Here is a 17,194-nt window from a genome sequence, read left to right as displayed (position 1 = left end):
CGATCAGAACCGATGCGTCATGCCGAGTACCGCGAGCGTCTGCTTCGTCCCTGGCTCGCTCACCGTCACGCCTGGCCAACTGACCGTGGAGCTGCCGTTGTTCTTGATGTACCCGGCGCGGCCGTAAAGGCTGGTGCGTTTCGACAATGCATGTTCTACACCGAGTTGAAACCCAGGCGCGTTGTCGTGAGCGCCACGCACGTCGCGTTCGATTCCGGCGATCTGGATCACATCGACGGGCGACGCCTGGATCGTGGCGCCGAACTCCACCGTGCTGAGCGAGTGCGCGGTTCCAAGCAGCGCGGCCAGAGAATGACCCGGCGCGTTTTCGGCGCGCTGGTACGAATAGTTGAACTGGAAATTCACGATGCCCACCCGGTACGCGAGTGCGCCGATAAAGTGCTCGGTGCCAAGCAAACTCAATGGCGCCGGCAAACCGGCAAGGGTCTCTTGCCCCGCATGCTGGTTGACGTATGCCACGGCGGCATACAGGCCGTAGCCCGAATAGCTCGCCGCCAGATTCAGCATGTTGCCGGTCGTCGCCGGAACGGGCTGCGTGACTGTCGAGGCGAACGCATACATGCCGTAAAACTGCAGGCCTTTCAGATTCGGCGACTGATAGAGAATCGAGTTGCTGGCCCGTCCGCTATCGTATTGCGTGGACAGCGTGTTTCGATCGACGGTTAGAACCAGCGCTGAAAACGGCGATAGCACCTCGTTGGCACGGAACGGATCGGTCGGATACACCGCGCGAAAGCTCGGCTCATACTGGCGGCCCAACGTGAGAGAACCGTACTTCGCGTCGCTCAATCCGACCCACGCCTGACGATAGAAAAGCGCGGTGGTGTCGGCGAAGCCTGTCCCGTTGTTGAGGTTGAAGCCGTTCTCGAGATTGAACTGCGCGCTCAGGCCGCCGCCCAGATCTTCATTGCCTTTCAGGCCGAACAGCGAGCCCGTGGACCCACCGCTTCTGAGCGAGTACGAATGGGCTCCGCCGTTGTCCAGGTATTGAACGAAAGTATCGGCAACGCCGTAAAGCGTGACGCCGGACTCAGCTGCGGATGCGCCGCAAGCCGCGAGCATCAATGGAATTGCGCCAAGACTTTGGCCGATCGAACGCATGCATGTCTCCTCTTTATGATTTCCGCCTGTTGCGGGCTTCTTTCGCGCGGACTGGAGCGAGGTGGCGCACTGGCAAATGCCAGGGCGCCTGTCCGGTCGAGCGTTGCCGGACTTGCCTTGCTCGGAAAAAAGAATGTCCGTGCTAATTTGAAGTCGAGGAAATCAATAAAGCCATTGCATTATTCGCATGCAGAGCTTGCAGAACACGCATGTGCGGAGCGTCGCGCCGCGTCGTTCATTTGACGGGTTCCACGGCGTCGAGGTTGACGTCGTTCAGCATCTGTCCGGCGAGAGCGAGCGCCACTTCGCCGGCGGGGGATAGGGTGCGATCCGCGAGCACCACCAGCGCGAACGCGAGCCCGATGCGAGGGGCGTCTTTCACGGCGATCGGCACGAGCGTGCGCGCAGCGAGTTCCTTGTGGACCGAGGAGGCCGTAGCGAACAGCAGCGCGTCCGTCTGTTCGACGAACGACTTCAGGACCCGCACGTCGTTGCATTCCAGTTGCACCGGAATTTTCTCGTGCGAGCGAATCTTCAATAGCCGATGCACGGCGCTGTGCATGAACGGCGGCAGCGGCACGGTCACGAGCGGGAATTTGCGCAGATCGACGGCGGAGACCGCTTCACGGCTCGCCAGCGGATGGCCCGCGCGGCCGAACCAGCGGCCGTCGTGTCGCCGCAAGGGTTTGATCGCGAGGGCAGGGTTGTCGGGCAGCACGCGTTTGTCGATCACGATGAAATCGAGTTGCTCGGCGAGCAACATGTCGATCATCGCGTGCGCGTGGTTGAGTTCGAGCTTCAGCCCGACGTTCGGATGCAGCCGCGCGAAACCCACCAGCAGATCGGGCAGCAGGATCGTGGCCGGATAAGGACCGAGGCCGATTGCACCTCGCCGATTTCGTGTGTCTTCAGCAGTTCCGCGTCGCGCACCAGGCAGTTCGCCTCGAACAGGACGCGGCGCGCGCGTTCGACGATAGTCTTGCCGGCTTGCGTGACCGCCACACCGCGTGCGGCGCGATCGAACAGGCGCAAGCCGAGTTCGTCTTCGATTGCCTGAATGCTGCGGCTTAGCGCCGGCTGGCTGAGATGCACCCGTTCGGCCGCGCGCGCGAAGCTGCCTTCTTCCGCGAGCGCGACGACGTGATTGAGGCGGCGGACACTCATTTCATGCACGATTTGCAAGCTCGCTATCAGAATAATGCATTGGAATGTGCGGGGAGTTTAGCTGGAAACTGGCGCGACGCGATGGTCGGCCGGACGGTGCGCACCGTGATGAGCCAACCACGCAGGAGACCCATGCGGATGAATTCGACGGGAGCGGGTGGCCCGGTTTTCGTCGGCATGGCGATTGATCAACCTCGATGCCTTTGCTTTCCCTCCCCCATGACACTGACGAATCACTTTTTCCGGCCGCGGCTCATTGGCCTGCTGCTGGCTGCTTCTTTCGCGGGCGGTTTCGCTCATGTGGGCGTCGCCGCGACGCCTGATGCGACGCGAGCGCAGGCTCAACCGATCGCGTTGTCGGCGGCTGACATGCAGTCGCTCGCGCGCGACCTGTATTACTACGCTTATCCGATCGTGCTCATGGACATCACCATGAGACAGGCTACCGACGTGCCCGACGCCCGTTCGGTGCCGATGCGCGCGCCGCCGAACCAGTTCGCGCATTTTCGTAGCTATCCCAAGGCGGACGCGAGAGACGTGGTGCGCTTCAACTTCGACACGCTGTATTCGCTGGCGTGGCTCGATCTGCGCAACGGGCCGGTCATCCTGAGCGTGCCCGACACGCAGGGCCGCTACTACCTCGTACCGTCGCTGGATATGTGGACCGACGTGTTCGCCTCGGTGGGTTCGCGCACGACCGGTACGCGGGCCGGCCGCTACGCCTACGTGCCGCCGGGCTGGCACGGCACGTTGCCGGCGGGTGTGCAAAGGATCGACGCGCCCACCTCGACGATCTGGCTGATGGCGCGCATCCAGACCAACGGCCCGGAAGACTACAAACAGGTTCGTCGGCTGCAGGATGGCTTCGAATTGACGCCGCTGAATCCGTCGGCAACGTCCGGCGCGGTAGCGGATAGCGCGCCGGGCGATGCCGGTGTCGACGCCCGCACGCCGCCGCTGGTGCAGGTGAACCGGCTGAGCGGTGTCGAGATGCTGACGCGGCTTTCGCAGTTGATGGCACGCTATCCGGCACACGCGGACGACTACCCGATCCTGTTCCGCGCGCAGGCGCTTGGAATCGTGCCCGGCAAGACATGGGACCCGGCGCGACTGGACAACGCGACGCGCGACGCGATCAACGCGGGCGCGAAAGAAGCGCTGCAACGCATGACCGATACGCTCAAAACCGGTGGGCAGCATGTCGACGGCTGGTCGATGGTGATCGACAACATCGGCACCTACGGCACGTCGTATCGTCACCGCGCGGTGATCGCGCTGGCGGGGCTCGGTGCGAATTTGCCCGCGGACGCGATTTACCCGACCGCGTTCCGCGACAGCGAAGGCAAGCCGCTCGATGGCGCGAACCGCTACGTGCTGCATTTCGACAAAGACAGCCTGCCGCCCGCCGACGCGTTCTGGTCGCTGACCATGTACGACCACCAGGGTTTTCAGGTGCCGAATCCGCTGGAGCGCTTCGCGCTAGGCAGCCATGACAAGCTCAGGTTCAACGCCGATGGGTCGCTCGATCTGTATATCCAGCACGATTCGCCCGGCGCCGACAAGGAGTCGAACTGGTTGCCTTCGCCCGCATCCGGTTCGTTGGGACCGACGCTGCGGGTCTATTCGCCGCGCGCCGATGCGCTGGATGGCAAGTGGGCGCCGCCGGGGTTTCAACGCGTGAGGTAAGCGCATGAAGTAGAGTGCCGCCGTTTCGACCCGCGCCGTCCCGGCCAACCGGCCACAGGGACGGCGTTTTTGTTTGCGCGTCCGCTACCTTTCGTCCTGAAAGGCATGAGCGGAATTGATCGAATCAAACAAAAAACATCAATTCTCATCAGCTTTTGTTCGACCCACAATGGCTCACCCATCGACAGGCAGCAGCCGGCCTTCGTCGCGATGAGATTGCTTGAGCAAAGTGCTCATGTCGATTCGCCTGGCGATTCAGATAAATCATTTAGTTAGTAATGGAAATCAAGCAGTCAGCCAGGTTGCGGGCCAGCGTGAATCAGTCACGCCTGCCATGACCGGCTGTGTCCGATCGCCTCACACACCGTCAATCCTCACGCTTACTTCAAGGAAAATAACCATGCGTGTTCGTCATCTCCATCATCAGGCCGCGAGTGCCGCTCTCGTCGCGATTACCGGGCTGTTGCTGTTTTGCCCGGCATCCGCACGCGCGGCCGACACCGAACTCAACGTCTACAACTGGTCGGATTACATCGCGAAGGACACGATTCCGAATTTCGAAAAGCAGTCCGGCATTCACGTGCGCTACGACAACTACGACAGCGACGACACGCTGCAAGCGAAGCTTCTGGCAGGAAGTTCGGGTTTCGACGTGGTCGTGCCGTCGTCGAACTATATGGCGCGACAGATTCAGGCGGGCATGCTGCAGAAGCTCGACAAGGCGCAAATGCCGAACCTGAAGAATCTCGATCCGGTGCTGATGAAAATGATCGCGGATGCCGATCCGGGTGCGCAATACGGCGTGCCCTGGGCGTACGGCACCGACGGTATCGGCTACAACGTGCAGGAAGTGAAAAAGGCGCTGGGCGACAACGCGCCGGTGGACAGTTGGGCACTGGTATTCGATCCGGCGAACGTGTCGAAATTGAAGAGCTGTGGCGTTTCGTTCCTCGATCAGGCCGCCGACGCGTTCGCGACCGCGCTGCAGTATCTGCACAAGGATCCGAATAGCTCGAACCCCGCCGACTATCAGGCTGCCTTCGATCTGCTGAAGAAAGTGCGGCCATACATCACGCAGTTCAACTCGTCGGGCTATATCAACGACCTCGCCAATAACGATGTTTGCGTGGCGATTGGCTGGTCCGGCGACGTGGGTATTGCACGGCGGCGCGCGGCCGAGGCGAAACGCTCGTACGAGATCCGCTTCTCGAACGTCAAGGAAGGCGGCTTGCTGTGGTTCGACGTGATGGTGATTCCGAAGGATGCGCCGCATCCCGAAGCGGCAATGAAGTGGATCAACTATATCGAGGACCCGAAGGTCAACGCGGCGATCACCAACGAGGTGTTCTATCCGACTGCGAACCGCGCCGCGCGGCCGTTCGTCAGCCAGGTGGTATCGCAGAATCTGAGCGTTTATCCGGGCGACGACGTGCTGAGCAAGATGACGCTGATGAGGCCGTTGCCGATCGATATCGTCCGCCTGGAAAACCGTCTTTGGGCGCAGTTGAAGGCGGGCCGCTGAGCGTCGCGCCGCATGAGGCCATCGCCGCGCTAACCCTTCTGTCGCGCCGCTAACGGGCGCGAGAGAGCGCGACCTTTCCCTGATCGCCGCAGTACCGATTGTGAGCCGCTTCGCGTGCCTCGCAGGGGCCGCTCGCGCCTGCATACCGCGAAAGGCAGCGCTCGCGACGGTCAACGCCTCAACCCATTAATCGCACTACAACAAACGAGGAGACTTTGCGTGAGAAAGAAACTGATTGGTCTGCTGGTGGCGGGCTGTCTGCCCGGCATCGCGCTGGCGGACACCACGGCGGACCAGATCCGGGCGTTGCAGGCACGCCTCGACGCGCTGCAAAAAGAGGTGAAGCGGTTGCAGACGCAACCGCCGGCCGCACCGGTAGCCGCCGCCGCAATGCCCGCGCCGGCACTCGCACCGGTCGACGTCTCATCGTCCGCGTACGGTCAGGCGCAGGCGACGCTGACCAACGACGACGTCACGTCGATGAAGCAGCAACTCGCCGTTCAAACACTCAAAGTGAATTCGCTCGAAGACGCTGCGAACACGGGTCCGATTGCCGGTCTCTCGGTCACCGGTTATATCGATCCGACTTACGTGTACAACCGCGCGCAAGGCAGTTCGTCGTTCCTGTTCGCGAACCACGAAAGCACCGGCGGCTACTTCAACAGTACGTTCGGCGACGTGTACCTCGACATCAAGAAGACCTTCGGCGTCGGGCCGATGGCGCCGTCGGCGGAAATCACGCTGATGCCGAATCGCGGCAACGGCATCACGTTGCTGCAAAACGAGCATGGCCAGATCGGCAACGACATTCTGAACACGGCGGTGCTCAGCGTGCCGCTGTCGGGCACGACGACGTTCGTCGCCGGCTTGATGTCGAGCTTCGGCGGTTATGAAGTGCAGCAGTCGAACCAGATGCTCACGCTGACCCACAACCTGCTGTACGACTTCTCCGATCCGGGCAGCTATATCGGCCTCGGCGCGAACTACGCGAAGGGCAACTGGGCGTGGAAGTTCCTGCTCGGCAACGAACAGTACCGGACCAACGGCGCCATCACGCAGACCGGCGCCAACGCACTGGGCGACCCGATCACCACCAGCAACAAGGTGCCGACCTTCACCGCGCGCGCGGACTATACGTGGTCGAGCGCGCTCGATATCGGCGCGTCGTTCAACATCGGCCGGCAGACCTTGCCGAGCGCGATCAATCCGACGACCGGCGCGGTCAGTTATGGCGTGAGCGGTCAGGCGCCGAGTGGTTTCGGCACGTTCTTTTTCTCCGAAGCCGACCTGACCTATCTACTCGCCGACGTGCAATACAACGTCGAACTCGACTATGGCCAGCAGCAGAACGCCGCCTTCAACGGCGGCCAGGCGCAGTGGTATGGCGTGTCGCTGCTGGCGCACCGCAAGTTCAGTGTGCCGGGTCTCGGGCGGATGGGCGCGACGCTGCGCTACGACTTCCTCGCCGACAGCAAGAACGGCGGCGGTGGCGGCGGGGTCGCGCTGAATGGGCAAGGGCGTGATCCGTACAACGGCTTCGGCGTCAGCGCGGACTGCATGGCCAATGCGCAGGCGAACGGCGGTCTGGGCCTGCAGTGCAAGGGCTCGAATCGTCAGGACGTCGCGCTCGATCTGCTGTTCTTCCCGACCGCACAGATCACGGTGAAGGTCGAGTACCGGCACGACTGGGCCAACAACAAGGTGTTCCTGCGCAACGACGGTTCGTACAGCAGTTCCAACGACCTGCTCGCCACGCAGTTTATCTACTCGTTCTAGCGCGGTATGACGCAGCGTCATGCCGTGTTTCGTGGGCATGACGCTGTGGAAGACCGAATCAGTTGATTCACAGCTGATAACTCACAGCTCATAGCTCATGGAGATGCGATGAAGGACAAAAGCACCCAACCGTCGTGCGTGGCGCCCGTTCACTCGCCATTGACACGCCGCAGCTTTATCAAAGGATCGGCCACGCTGCTCGGCGTGTCGTTGATGGGCACGCTGGCGGCTTGCGGCGGCGCGGATTCGCCGTCCAGTCCTGCCGCGGCTCGCTCGTCCGCGCGCTTATCCGCGAACGAGTTGCCGAACCAGGCGGCGTATCTACTGCCCGCCGAAAACGCATCGCACACGGCAACCTATATGGCCTTCGCCTCGGGCTCGGAAGGCATCTGGACGCCCGTCACGTCGCAAAGCACGGACGCCGGTATCGACCGGGTGCGCGCCGATCTGATGGACGTGGCGAAAGCGATCGGTACGTATGAGCCGGTCAACATGCTGGTGCTGCCGGTCGACCTGAGCGTCGCGCAAAGTTTGCTGGCGACGGCGAGCGGCGCGAATCCCGACATTCATGCCAACTACGTGGCGCGCGGCACGGGCGTGGGCGGCGTCAATCTGATCGCGCTCGCCAATGGCTTCGACGATTTGTGGACGCGCGACACCGGTTGTCTCTTTGTGAAGGACACGGCGAACGGCAACGCGTTGTGCGCGGTGAGTTTCAATTTCAGCGGCTGGGGCAATGCGAACACGGACGGCTTGAACCTCAACGCGGGCATGACGGTGCCGGCTTCGGTCGCGGCGAGCAGCAACAAGTCGAAAGCGGGCAAATTCTTCCAGCCGTTCGCGAAGGATCACACGCTGGCGGGCTGGATGGCGAATGCGAACAACGCGACGCTGGTTCAAAGCACGTTGACGCTCGAAGGCGGCGCGATCGAATTCGACGGCGAGGCCACGGCGATCCTCACGGAATCCGCCGTGCTGCACGTCAATCGCAACCCGCAACTGTTCTCGATTCCGAATGGTGTGATCGCCCACGCTACCCTTCTGCCGACCGCCAAAGATACTGTGTTGGCAGAACTGCAACGCACGCTCGGCGTGCAGAAAATCATCTGGATTCCCGGGCTGGCGATCTTTCCGCGCGGTTGCGGAGCCGGTGGAAAAGGCGGCGCCGCGACGCCGGCCAAGGAAACCGACATCACGAACGGGCACGTCGATTTCTACGCGAAGTTCCTCGCGCCCGGCGTGGTCGCCTATTGCTACGACGCGTCGAATTCCATGGGCGAGCGGGCGCTGACCGAAGCCAACTGGCAGCATCTGAACAATCAAACGGATGCGAGCGGACGAACGTTGCAACTGATCGAACTGACCACGCCTGCGAACTATGGGACTTCCAACGGCGTGACCTTGAACGATAGTCAGTTGACCAACTTCGCGGCCGGCTACGTCAATTTCTACAGTTGCAACGGCGCGATCATCATGCCGAAGTTCAACGACGCCAACGCGGACGCCGCCGCACTGGCAGCGATCCAGCCTTATGCCGGCTGGCGCGACATCGTTCAGGTGGACATTCTGGGGATTGCGTCGGGCGGCGGCGGGATTCACTGCACGACGAGGGAACTGCCCGCGTGACGTGAAAGAGCCGGCCGCTGTGCCGAGACGCGTTAGACCTCGAGCCCGCGGCCGGGATCGGCCTGCTTGCCCTGTGCGAGCAACCATTCATACATCTGCTCGACGAAAGGCGAGCGCGACGGCCCGGCCACGCGCGACAGCCACCACGTCATGCCCGGCAAACGCGGGTAATCGGCGAGCACGGTCAACGCGCCCTGATCGATGCTGCCTTGCGCGACCAGCCGCGACAGGCAGGCAATGCCGCGCCCCCGCAATACGGCATCCAGCACCAGACGCTGATCGTCGTAGATCGCGTTCATGCGAAACGCCGCCAACTGCCCGCGAAAAATCGGCCCCGTGCTCTCGCTGGTGAGGTTTTCTTCCAGGCAGATCAGGCCCGTATGCAGATGATGCTTGGCGCGCGGCACGCGTGCGAGTTTCGCCGCCAGTTCCGTGGCGCAGACGGTCACCCATTCGTCCTGGAGGAAAGGCACTTCGAGCAGGCCGGCCTGCTGCATAGGCCGCGCGCCGATCGTCAGATCGACGTCGATCTCATCGACGTAACGCGCGCTTTCGTCCGTGGAGAGCAGCGGGCACAGATCCGGGAGCACCTGTTGCAACTGTTCGAGGCGCGGTTGCAGCCAGCCGTGCAGCACCGGCGCGGGACACACCAGCACGACCAGTCCAGGGTCCAGATAGGTGGCGATGCGGCCGAGCCCGCTGCGCAGCGTTTCCATCGAACGTTGCACGCTTCGCTGCAGCACCTCGCCCGCCACCGTCAATTCCACACCACGCCCGATCCGGCGAAACAGCGGCTGCCCCAACTGTTCTTCCAGTTGCTGGATCTGATGGCTGATCGCCGATTGCGACAGATGCAGTTCGTCTGCCGCGCGCGAGAAATTGCCCAGCCGCGCGGCGGCTTCGAAGCCCATCAGCAACTTCAGGGACGGAACACGTTGCATGGAGATATGAGAAAAGTTGATTGATACGGGCAAGAAAGATCATTTTTCATCAAGTGTAACCCGTATCACAATGGCTCACCACTTAACGACGGAGATAGCAGGATGAGTCGCTTTGACGCTCGCCGAGACGGCTACCGGATGCCCGCTGAATGGGAAACGATGCATACCACCTGGTTGGGCTGGCCGATTCTGGACGGCCGCGAAGACCTGTGGGGCAGTCACTACCTGAAGGTTTGCCGGGAGTTCGCGCTAGTCGCGCAGACGATTGCCCGCTATCAGCGTTGCGTGGTGACCGCGCTTCATAGCGAGGCGAATGCCGCGCGCGAGTTGCTCGGCAGCACGGTCGAGGTGCTCGCCGTCGCCGCGGAAGACAACTGGTTGCGCGATTGCGGGCCGATTTTCCTGGTAGGCGAGCACGGCCACCTGGGCGCCGCCGCGTTCCGCTTCAATTGCTGGGGCGAGAAATACCAGCCTTACGACGGTTGCCAGCAGGTGGCGCAAGACATCGCCCGCGCGGCCGGTGCGCAGATCTTCAACTCGCACATGGTGCTGGAAGGCGGCGCTTTTTACGTGGACGGTCAGGGCACGCTGGTCACCACGGAAAGCTGCCTGCTGCATCCGAACCGCAATCCGCACATGAGCCGCGCTGAGATCGAGGCCGAACTCAAGCGCATGCTGGGCGTTGAAAAAATTATCTGGCTGCCGGGCAATCCGGACGAAGTGGAAACCAATGGGCACGTGGACGGCATTGCGTCGTTCATCGCGCCGGGCAAGATGCTGTGCCAATCGGCGAGTCCGGTGCAGGGCGATTACTTTCAGGTGATGCGCGAGAATCGCCGCGCGCTGGAACTCGCCACCGACGCCGCCGGCCGCCGCTTCGAACTGATCGATCTGCCGTCGCCGATCGTCAGCGAACGTTATGGCTCCGAGCGCTACTGCGATTGCTACGCGAACTACATTCTGGTCAACGGCGCGGTGATCTCGACCGCGTTCGGCGTCGAGCAGGATCAGGCCGCGCGCGAAGTCTTCGCGCAGGCATTTCCCGAGCGACGCGTGGAGTTGCTGCCGATTCCCACCTTGTCGATCGGTGGCGGCAGCATTCATTGCTCGACGCAGCAGCAACCTGCCGTTACCGTTGTTTGATCCAGACCGAAACCGATTGAAGGAACTCATATGGCGTCGCGAAACATCACCGTAGCGTCGGTGCAAATGGCATCGGGCAGTTGGACCTTTGAAGACAACATGGCGACGGCGGAACGTTTGATCCGTGCCGCCGCCGCGCAGGGTGCGAATCTGGTGCTGTGCCCCGAGCTTTTCATGATGCCGTACTTCTGTCTGGATCAGAACGTGAAGCATCTGGAGCTGGCCGAGCCGTTCGAAGGTAATCCGCGGATTGCGCGTTTCGCGAAACTCGCGGGCGAGTTGGGCATCGTGCTGCCGATCGGTTTCTTCGAGCGGGCCGGCAACGCCGCCTACAACTCGGTCGCTGTTGCCGATGCCGACGGCACGGTGCTCGGCGTGTATCGCAAGACGCACATTCCGGACGGCCCCGGCTATACCGAGAAGTTCTATTTCACGCCGGGCGACACCGGCTTCAAGGTGTGGGACACGCGCTTCGGCAAGATCGGCATTGGCATCTGCTGGGACCAGTGGTATCCGGAAACCGCGCGTAGCCTCGCGCTGATGGGCGCGGAAATCCTGTGCTTTCCGACCATCATCGGTTCCGAGCCGTTCAGCGGCGATTTCGATTCGGCGGCGCATTGGCAACACACCATGCAAGGCCATGCGGCAGCGAACATGGTGCCAGTAGTGGCGGCCAACCGGATTGGCCGCGAGGTCGGTTTCGGCAACGGCAATCCGCAACAGCAGGGACTGGCCGGCGTGTTTTACGGCTCGAGTTTTATCGCGGATCACACCGGCGCAAAACTGGCCGAAGCCAATCGCACGGACGAAACGATTCTTCTGCACACGTTCGATCTCGACGCGATTCGGGCGGACAGACAGTCGTGGGGCTTCTTCCGCGATCGCCGCCCGGAGATGTATCGCACACTGCTGACGAGCGACGGCGCATCGTCCTGCTATCGCTAAGGAACCGTTGATGAAACAGCATTGGCTTCCGGCCTTCGCCGGTCTCGGACTTTCTCTCTGTTTGCTGGCGACCCAAGCACACGCCGAGGAAGAGAAAGTACTGAACCTGTACAACTGGAGCGATTATTTCGCCCCCGACACCTTGTCTGAGTTCCAGAAGGAAACCGGCATCAAGGTTCGTTATGACGCGTACGACAGCGACGAAACCTTGCAGTCCAAGTTGCTGACCGGCGACAGCGGCTACGACCTGGTCTGGCCGACTAACGACTTCATGGCGAAGCAGATTCAGGCCGGCGCATTTCGCAAGCTCGACAAAAGCAAGCTGCCGAACCTGAAGTATCTGGACCCCGCGTTGTTGAAACTGATGGCGCAGTCCGATCCCGGCAATCAGTACGGCGTGCCGTATATGTGGGGGACAGTAGGCGTGGGTTATGACCGCGCGAAGGTCAGCGCCATTCTCGGCAAGGACATGCCGGCCGATAGCATGGACCTTGTGTTCAATCCGGCGATCGCGTCGCGGATCGCCGCGCATTGCGGTATCGGCCTGCAGGACTCCGCGAGCACGGTGCTGCCGCTGGCGCTGCGCTACGTGGGCCGCGATCCGGTGAATCCGACCGCGCAAGACTATGCCGTCGCGCAGACCATGCTGCTGAAAGTGCGCCCGTCGATTCGTCTGTTCGTCGATTCGGCGAATGCCAACGAGTTGATCGACGGTGAGCTGTGCGTGATGGTGGGTTACTCCGGCGCGATCAACCTGGCCGCGCAGAGGGCGCGCGAGCTGGACCGCAAACGCGACATCGTCTACGACATTCCGAGCGTGGGCAGTTTGATGTGGTTCGACGGCATGGTGATTCCGAAGACCGCGAAGCATCCGGAGAACGCGCAGGCGTTTATCAACTACATCTTGCGGCCCGACGTCGTGGCGAAAATTTCCAATGCGACGCGTTACGCGAATGCGAACCTCGGCGCGCTGAAATTGATGGACCCGACACTGGTGAATAATCCGAGTATCTATCCGAGTGAGCAGAAGAAGCAGACGTTGTTTACGCCGGTGGTCGAATCCCCTGCCACCGCGCGCCTGGAAGGCAGAATCTGGCTTGGCCTGAAAGCCAGCAAGCCCTGACGTTCTTCGGGCGGCGCATCACGTTTTACCGATTTGCATGAGGTGTTTGACATGACGACAAGACGTCATTTTCTGAAACGGGGGCTGTTGGCCTCGAGCGGCGCGCTGATCACCGGCGCGCTGGGTAGCGGCTTCAACCAGCTCGCGTTCGCGCAGAGCGACGGCTGGCATATGCCAGACGAAGGCGGCCCGCATGCCGCGACCTGGATGGCGTTCGGTCCCAGCGAGGACATCTGGGGCGGCAAACTGCTGCCCGTGGTGAGAGAGAACCTGGCGGGCATCGCCAAAGCCATCGCGGCGCACGAGCCGGTGAAAATGCTGGTGCGCGAGGAAGACCACGAGATCGCCGCGCGCCTGTGCGGCGCGTCGGTCGAACTGGTGCCGCAAGGCATCGACGATTTGTGGATGCGCGATACCGGTCCGGTGTTCGTCAAGAGCGCAACGGGGCAGCTCGGCGCGGTGGGCTTCAACTTCAACGGTTGGGGCAATAAGCAGGAACACGAGCAGGACGCGGAAGTCGCGAAGCTCGTCGCGCACCGCACCGGCGCGCAGTTTGTCGAGACGCGCCTGGTGCTGGAGGGTGGCGGTATCGAAGTGGACGGCGAGGGCACGGCCATCATCACCGAGAGCTGCGTGCTCAACGCCAACCGCAACCCGGGCGTTAGCAAGGCGCAGTGCGAGGCGGAATTGTCGCGGCTGCTTGGCGTGAAGAAAATCATCTGGCTGCCCGGCATTGCGGGCAAGGATATTACCGACGGCCACACCGACTTCTACGCGCGCTTTACGAGCCCCGGTGTCGTGGTGGCCGGGCTCGATCCGGATCCGTCTTCATACGATCACGCGGTGACGAAACGCAATCTGGAGATCCTGCGCAAGTCCACCGACGCTAAGGGCCGCGCGTTGAAAGTGGTGGTGCTGCCGGGACCGTCCACCGTGCGCCGCAAGTATGAGAACGATCAGTTCGCGGCCGGGTACATCAACTTCTACGTGTGCAATCACGCGGTGATCGCACCGCAGTTCGGCGACGGCAAAGCAGACCGCAATACGCGCGATATTCTCGTCGATCTGTTTCCCGGACGGGACGTGATTCAACTCGATATCGACGGCGTGGCGGCAGGCGGCGGGGGCATTCACTGCACTACGCAGCAGCAACCCGGCTGATTGGATTCGCGAGCCGCCGCGCAAGCGCGGCGCGTTCGCGATCGTCTTCGTGGTCGAATTCTTCGACCGTTCATTGATCTGGCTTTCCTCACGATTGACCGTATGCCGTGGACTCACGTCCTGGCAGGGCGGACTGTCGGCGGTCGTTTCGCGCGAGCGAAACATTGCCGCGTCGTTGATGGAAAGCCGCGAGTAGTAACAGGTAAAGAGTCATGGCAAAAAGCAAACGCAATCCGGCGTTGAACGCAACGGTTCAGCGGACGCCGTTGACGCGTCGCCGTTTTATTCAAGGTTCCGCGTCGTTGTTGGGCTTCTCGCTGGTCGGCACGCTGGCGGCTTGCGGCGGCGGCAGTGGCGGCGATGCATCGGCTCCCGCTTCGTCGGGATCGACGCCTTCGTCGACCTCCTCGCGTAACCCGCCGACAGCCAGTCAAATGCCGTATCTGATGCCGGGCGAGGACTCACCCCATACGGCGACGTATATGGCGTTCGCCTCGGGTGCCGACGGCATCTGGGCGCCGCTCACCGCGCAGAGCACCGACGCGGGCATCGACCGGGTGCGCGCCGATCTGATGGACGTAGCGAAAGCAATCGGCACGTATGAAGCGGTCAACCTGCTGGTGTTGCCGGTCGACCTGAGCATTGCGCAGACCTTGCTGGCGACGGCGAGCGGCGCGAATCCGACGCTCCACGCGAACTACCTGGCGCGCGGCGCCGGCGTGGGCGGCGTCAAGCTGGTCGTGCTCGCCAATGGCTTCAACGATCTCTGGACGCGTGATACCGGCTGCGTTTTCGTCAAGGACACGAGCAATGCCAATGCCTTGTGCGCGGTGAGCTTCAACTTCAACGGCTGGGGCAACGCGAATACGGACAGCACGAACCTCAACCCGGGGATGACGGTGCCGGCCTCGATCGCGGCAAGCAGCAACAAATCGAAGGCGGGAAAATTCTTCCAGCCGTTCGCGAACGATCACACGCTCGCTGCGTGGATGGCGCAGACGAACAACGCGAAATTGCTTCAAAGCACGTTGACGCTCGAAGGCGGCGCGATCGAATTCGACGGCGAGGCTACGGCGATTCTCACGGAATCCGCGGTACTGCACGTCAATCGCAACCCGCAACTCTTCGCGATTCCGAATGGCGTGATGGCTAACGCGACCCTGTTGCCGACCGCGAAAGCCACCGTGCTGGCTGAATTGCAACGCACGCTGGGCGTGCAGAAGATCATCTGGATTCCGGGCACGGCGACCTATCCGCGCGGCGCGGGCGTGGGCGCGCAAGGCGGCGCCGCAACGCCGGCGAATGAAACCGACATCACGAACGGACACGTCGATTTCTACGCGAAATTCCTCGCGCCGGGCGTGGTCGCGTACGCGGCCGATCCTGCCAACTCGACGGCAGAACAGGCGCTGATGGCCGCCAACTACCGGAACCTGGCGGGCCAAACGGACGCGAAAGGGCGGCCGCTCACGTTGATCCCGCTGAATGCGCCGACCAACTACGGCACCTCGAACGGCGTGACGCTGAGCGACAAACAGATGACGAACTTTGCCGCCGGCTATATCAACTTCTACAAATGCAACGGCGCGATCATCGTGCCGAAATTCAACGACGTCGCAGCGGACGCGGCTGCGGTCGCGACTATTCGTCCGTACGCCGGATCGCGCACGATCGTGCAGGTGGATATTCTCGGCATTGCATCGGGCGGCGGTGGCGTGCATTGCTCGACGCGAGAACTGCCGGCGTAAAGGTTCTCGGCTGCAAGCAGAGGCGGGGCGCGCTGAATGAATCTGAATGCGCGCTCACTTCGCCGCTGGCGGCACGGGTGAATGGTTCGCGACATAAACCCACGCCGACACACCCGACGCCAGCGTCACCCGGTCGCGGCGATAGTCCGAAACTTCGTAGGCATCCGCCTGCGCCAGTTCTTCGGGCGTGATCGAAAAGACGGTGCCCCTCACCTTGTCCGCGGGATTGCCGCTGTAGCTCACCACCGGGTGATGCGTTTTGCCGCTGGTCGCGACCACGCTGGCGTCTTCGATCTTCAGTAGAGTCATCGAGAAGCCGGGCATGTCGTCAGCCTGACCGTCGAGCTTGCGGCTGAAGGTGGCTAACTGCACCGCTTCGAGTTGCAGCGTGCCGTAGGAAAAGAGCTTTTCGGAAAAGGTCATGGCGGGCGTGGGCGTCGTGCGACGTCGGTCATCGGGTGGGACAGCAATCTTACCGTGATGAAGACGGACGTGGACATCGCGCGGGCCTCTCGCTATATTCGTAAGGATATAACCGGAGAGAGCGGATGGACACAGCAGCAAAGCAGGCCGTCGGCAGCAAGTACGTACTCGAGTCGATGAAATACGCGCAGCGCAAAACGTGGGAGGTCATGGACCAGTTCGCGCAGCGGGTGCGGCCGGGCATGCTCGAATCGGAAGCGACGGCCGAATGCAAGACCGTGTTGAGCGAACTGGGCATGGACCGGATCTGGCATCCCGTGCTGGTGCGTTTCGGCGCGAACACGTTGAAGATGTTCAAGGAACGCTCGGACGGCGACCCGCGACTCGCGGAAGACGATATTTTCTTCGTCGATCTGGGCGTGGTGTGGGACGGCCATGAAGGCGACGCGGGCGCGACTTTCGTGGTCGGCAACGACACGGAAATGAACGCGTGCGCCGACGCGGCGAAAACGCTATTCGACGAAGTCGAGCATCACTGGCGTTCGACTCGCGCGAGTGGCGCGGCACTGTACGACTTCGCGGCGCAGCGCGCCGAGGCGCTCGGCTGGCGGCTGAATCTGGATATCAAAGGGCACCGTGTGTGCGACTTCCCGCATGCGATTTACAAAGCCGGTAACCTTGGCGACTTCGCTGAGTGTCCCGACGCCGGGCTATGGATCCTCGAAATTCAACTGGCTCATCCGACGCGGCCGTTCGGCGCGTTCTACGAGGATTTGCTGGTCTAAAGCGTGTGAATCCGCGCAGGGTGCGTCGT

Annotated in this window: 15 protein-coding genes; 10 read left to right on the top strand and 5 right to left on the bottom strand. The window is 62.1% G+C overall.

Annotated features, from left to right (window positions below):
* Window positions 1-3: 3 nt before the first annotated feature.
* From GGD40_RS09155 to GGD40_RS09145, 3 genes are all read right to left on the bottom strand, one after another.
* Window positions 4-1,122 (bottom strand): porin, encoded by a 1,119-nt coding sequence (locus GGD40_RS09155; RefSeq protein ID WP_179706614.1) that lies wholly within the window; start codon window positions 1,120-1,122, stop codon window positions 4-6.
* Between the two features lie 235 nt (window positions 1,123-1,357).
* On the bottom strand, window positions 1,358-1,957 hold the full coding sequence (locus GGD40_RS09150; protein ID WP_179743435.1) for a substrate-binding domain-containing protein: 600 nt from the start codon (window positions 1,955-1,957) through the stop codon (window positions 1,358-1,360).
* Window positions 1,921-2,286, bottom strand: coding sequence for a LysR family transcriptional regulator (locus GGD40_RS09145; RefSeq protein WP_179743434.1), 366 nt, complete (start codon window positions 2,284-2,286; stop codon window positions 1,921-1,923). Before GGD40_RS09145 ends, GGD40_RS09150 begins: the two co-directional genes overlap by 37 nt.
* 219 nt (window positions 2,287-2,505) lie before the next feature.
* On the opposite strand from GGD40_RS09145, the gene GGD40_RS09140 reads away from it, so the two are divergent.
* The 4 genes from GGD40_RS09140 (at window position 2,506) to GGD40_RS09125 (ending at window position 8,896) form a co-directional block, all read left to right on the top strand.
* Complete coding sequence (locus GGD40_RS09140) at window positions 2,506-3,972, top strand: DUF1254 domain-containing protein (protein ID WP_218900850.1); 1,467 nt, start codon at window positions 2,506-2,508, stop codon at window positions 3,970-3,972.
* 400 nt (window positions 3,973-4,372) lie between these two features.
* On the top strand, window positions 4,373-5,494 hold the full coding sequence (locus tag GGD40_RS09135; protein ID WP_179743433.1) for a polyamine ABC transporter substrate-binding protein: 1,122 nt from the start codon (window positions 4,373-4,375) through the stop codon (window positions 5,492-5,494).
* Between the two features lie 219 nt (window positions 5,495-5,713).
* A complete protein-coding gene (locus GGD40_RS09130) occupies window positions 5,714-7,270 on the top strand; it encodes a DUF3138 family protein (protein WP_179743432.1) in 1,557 nt (518 codons plus the stop codon).
* Between the two features lie 108 nt (window positions 7,271-7,378).
* Window positions 7,379-8,896, top strand: coding sequence for an agmatine deiminase family protein (locus GGD40_RS09125; protein ID WP_179743431.1), 1,518 nt, complete (start codon window positions 7,379-7,381; stop codon window positions 8,894-8,896).
* 32 nt (window positions 8,897-8,928) lie between these two features.
* Here GGD40_RS09125 and GGD40_RS09120 read toward each other — a convergent pair whose 3' ends face one another.
* The gene (locus tag GGD40_RS09120; protein ID WP_179706604.1) at window positions 8,929-9,837 is read right to left on the bottom strand and encodes a LysR family transcriptional regulator; all 909 of its coding nucleotides are present in this window, start codon (window positions 9,835-9,837) and stop codon (window positions 8,929-8,931) included.
* Window positions 9,838-9,939: 102 nt separating this feature from the next.
* Here GGD40_RS09120 and GGD40_RS09115 point away from each other — a divergent pair, with 102 nt between their 5' ends.
* The 5 genes from GGD40_RS09115 to GGD40_RS09095 all read left to right on the top strand — a co-directional run bounded on the left by GGD40_RS09115 (window position 9,940) and on the right by GGD40_RS09095 (window position 15,957).
* Window positions 9,940-10,980 carry an agmatine deiminase family protein gene (locus GGD40_RS09115; protein ID WP_179706602.1) on the top strand — a complete coding sequence of 347 codons (1,041 nt, stop codon included), beginning with the start codon at window positions 9,940-9,942 and terminating at the stop codon, window positions 10,978-10,980.
* A gap of 30 nt (window positions 10,981-11,010) precedes the next feature.
* A complete protein-coding gene (aguB, locus tag GGD40_RS09110) occupies window positions 11,011-11,925 on the top strand; it encodes an N-carbamoylputrescine amidase (protein WP_179743430.1) in 915 nt (304 codons plus the stop codon).
* Between the two features lie 10 nt (window positions 11,926-11,935).
* Window positions 11,936-13,048, top strand: coding sequence for a polyamine ABC transporter substrate-binding protein (locus GGD40_RS09105; protein ID WP_179743429.1), 1,113 nt, complete (start codon window positions 11,936-11,938; stop codon window positions 13,046-13,048).
* A 51-nt stretch (window positions 13,049-13,099) separates the two neighbouring features.
* The gene (locus tag GGD40_RS09100) at window positions 13,100-14,209 is read left to right on the top strand and encodes an agmatine deiminase family protein (protein WP_179743428.1); all 1,110 of its coding nucleotides are present in this window, start codon (window positions 13,100-13,102) and stop codon (window positions 14,207-14,209) included.
* A 212-nt stretch (window positions 14,210-14,421) separates the two neighbouring features.
* Window positions 14,422-15,957, top strand: a complete 1,536-nt coding sequence (locus GGD40_RS09095; RefSeq protein WP_179743427.1) for an agmatine deiminase family protein — start codon at window positions 14,422-14,424, stop codon at window positions 15,955-15,957.
* A gap of 54 nt (window positions 15,958-16,011) precedes the next feature.
* Here GGD40_RS09095 and GGD40_RS09090 read toward each other — a convergent pair whose 3' ends face one another.
* The gene (locus GGD40_RS09090; RefSeq protein ID WP_179743426.1) at window positions 16,012-16,380 is read right to left on the bottom strand and encodes a gamma-glutamylcyclotransferase family protein; all 369 of its coding nucleotides are present in this window, start codon (window positions 16,378-16,380) and stop codon (window positions 16,012-16,014) included.
* Window positions 16,381-16,505: 125 nt separating this feature from the next.
* Between GGD40_RS09090 and GGD40_RS09085 the strand changes: the two genes are divergently transcribed.
* The gene (locus GGD40_RS09085; protein WP_179743425.1) at window positions 16,506-17,165 is read left to right on the top strand and encodes a M24 family metallopeptidase; all 660 of its coding nucleotides are present in this window, start codon (window positions 16,506-16,508) and stop codon (window positions 17,163-17,165) included.
* The last annotated feature ends 29 nt before the right edge of the window (window positions 17,166-17,194 follow it).

Origin of the sequence: Paraburkholderia bryophila (assembly GCF_013409255.1) — a bacterium.
Lineage (GTDB): Bacteria > Pseudomonadota > Gammaproteobacteria > Burkholderiales > Burkholderiaceae > Paraburkholderia.
This window is presented reverse-complemented; position numbering and strand designations above follow the sequence as displayed.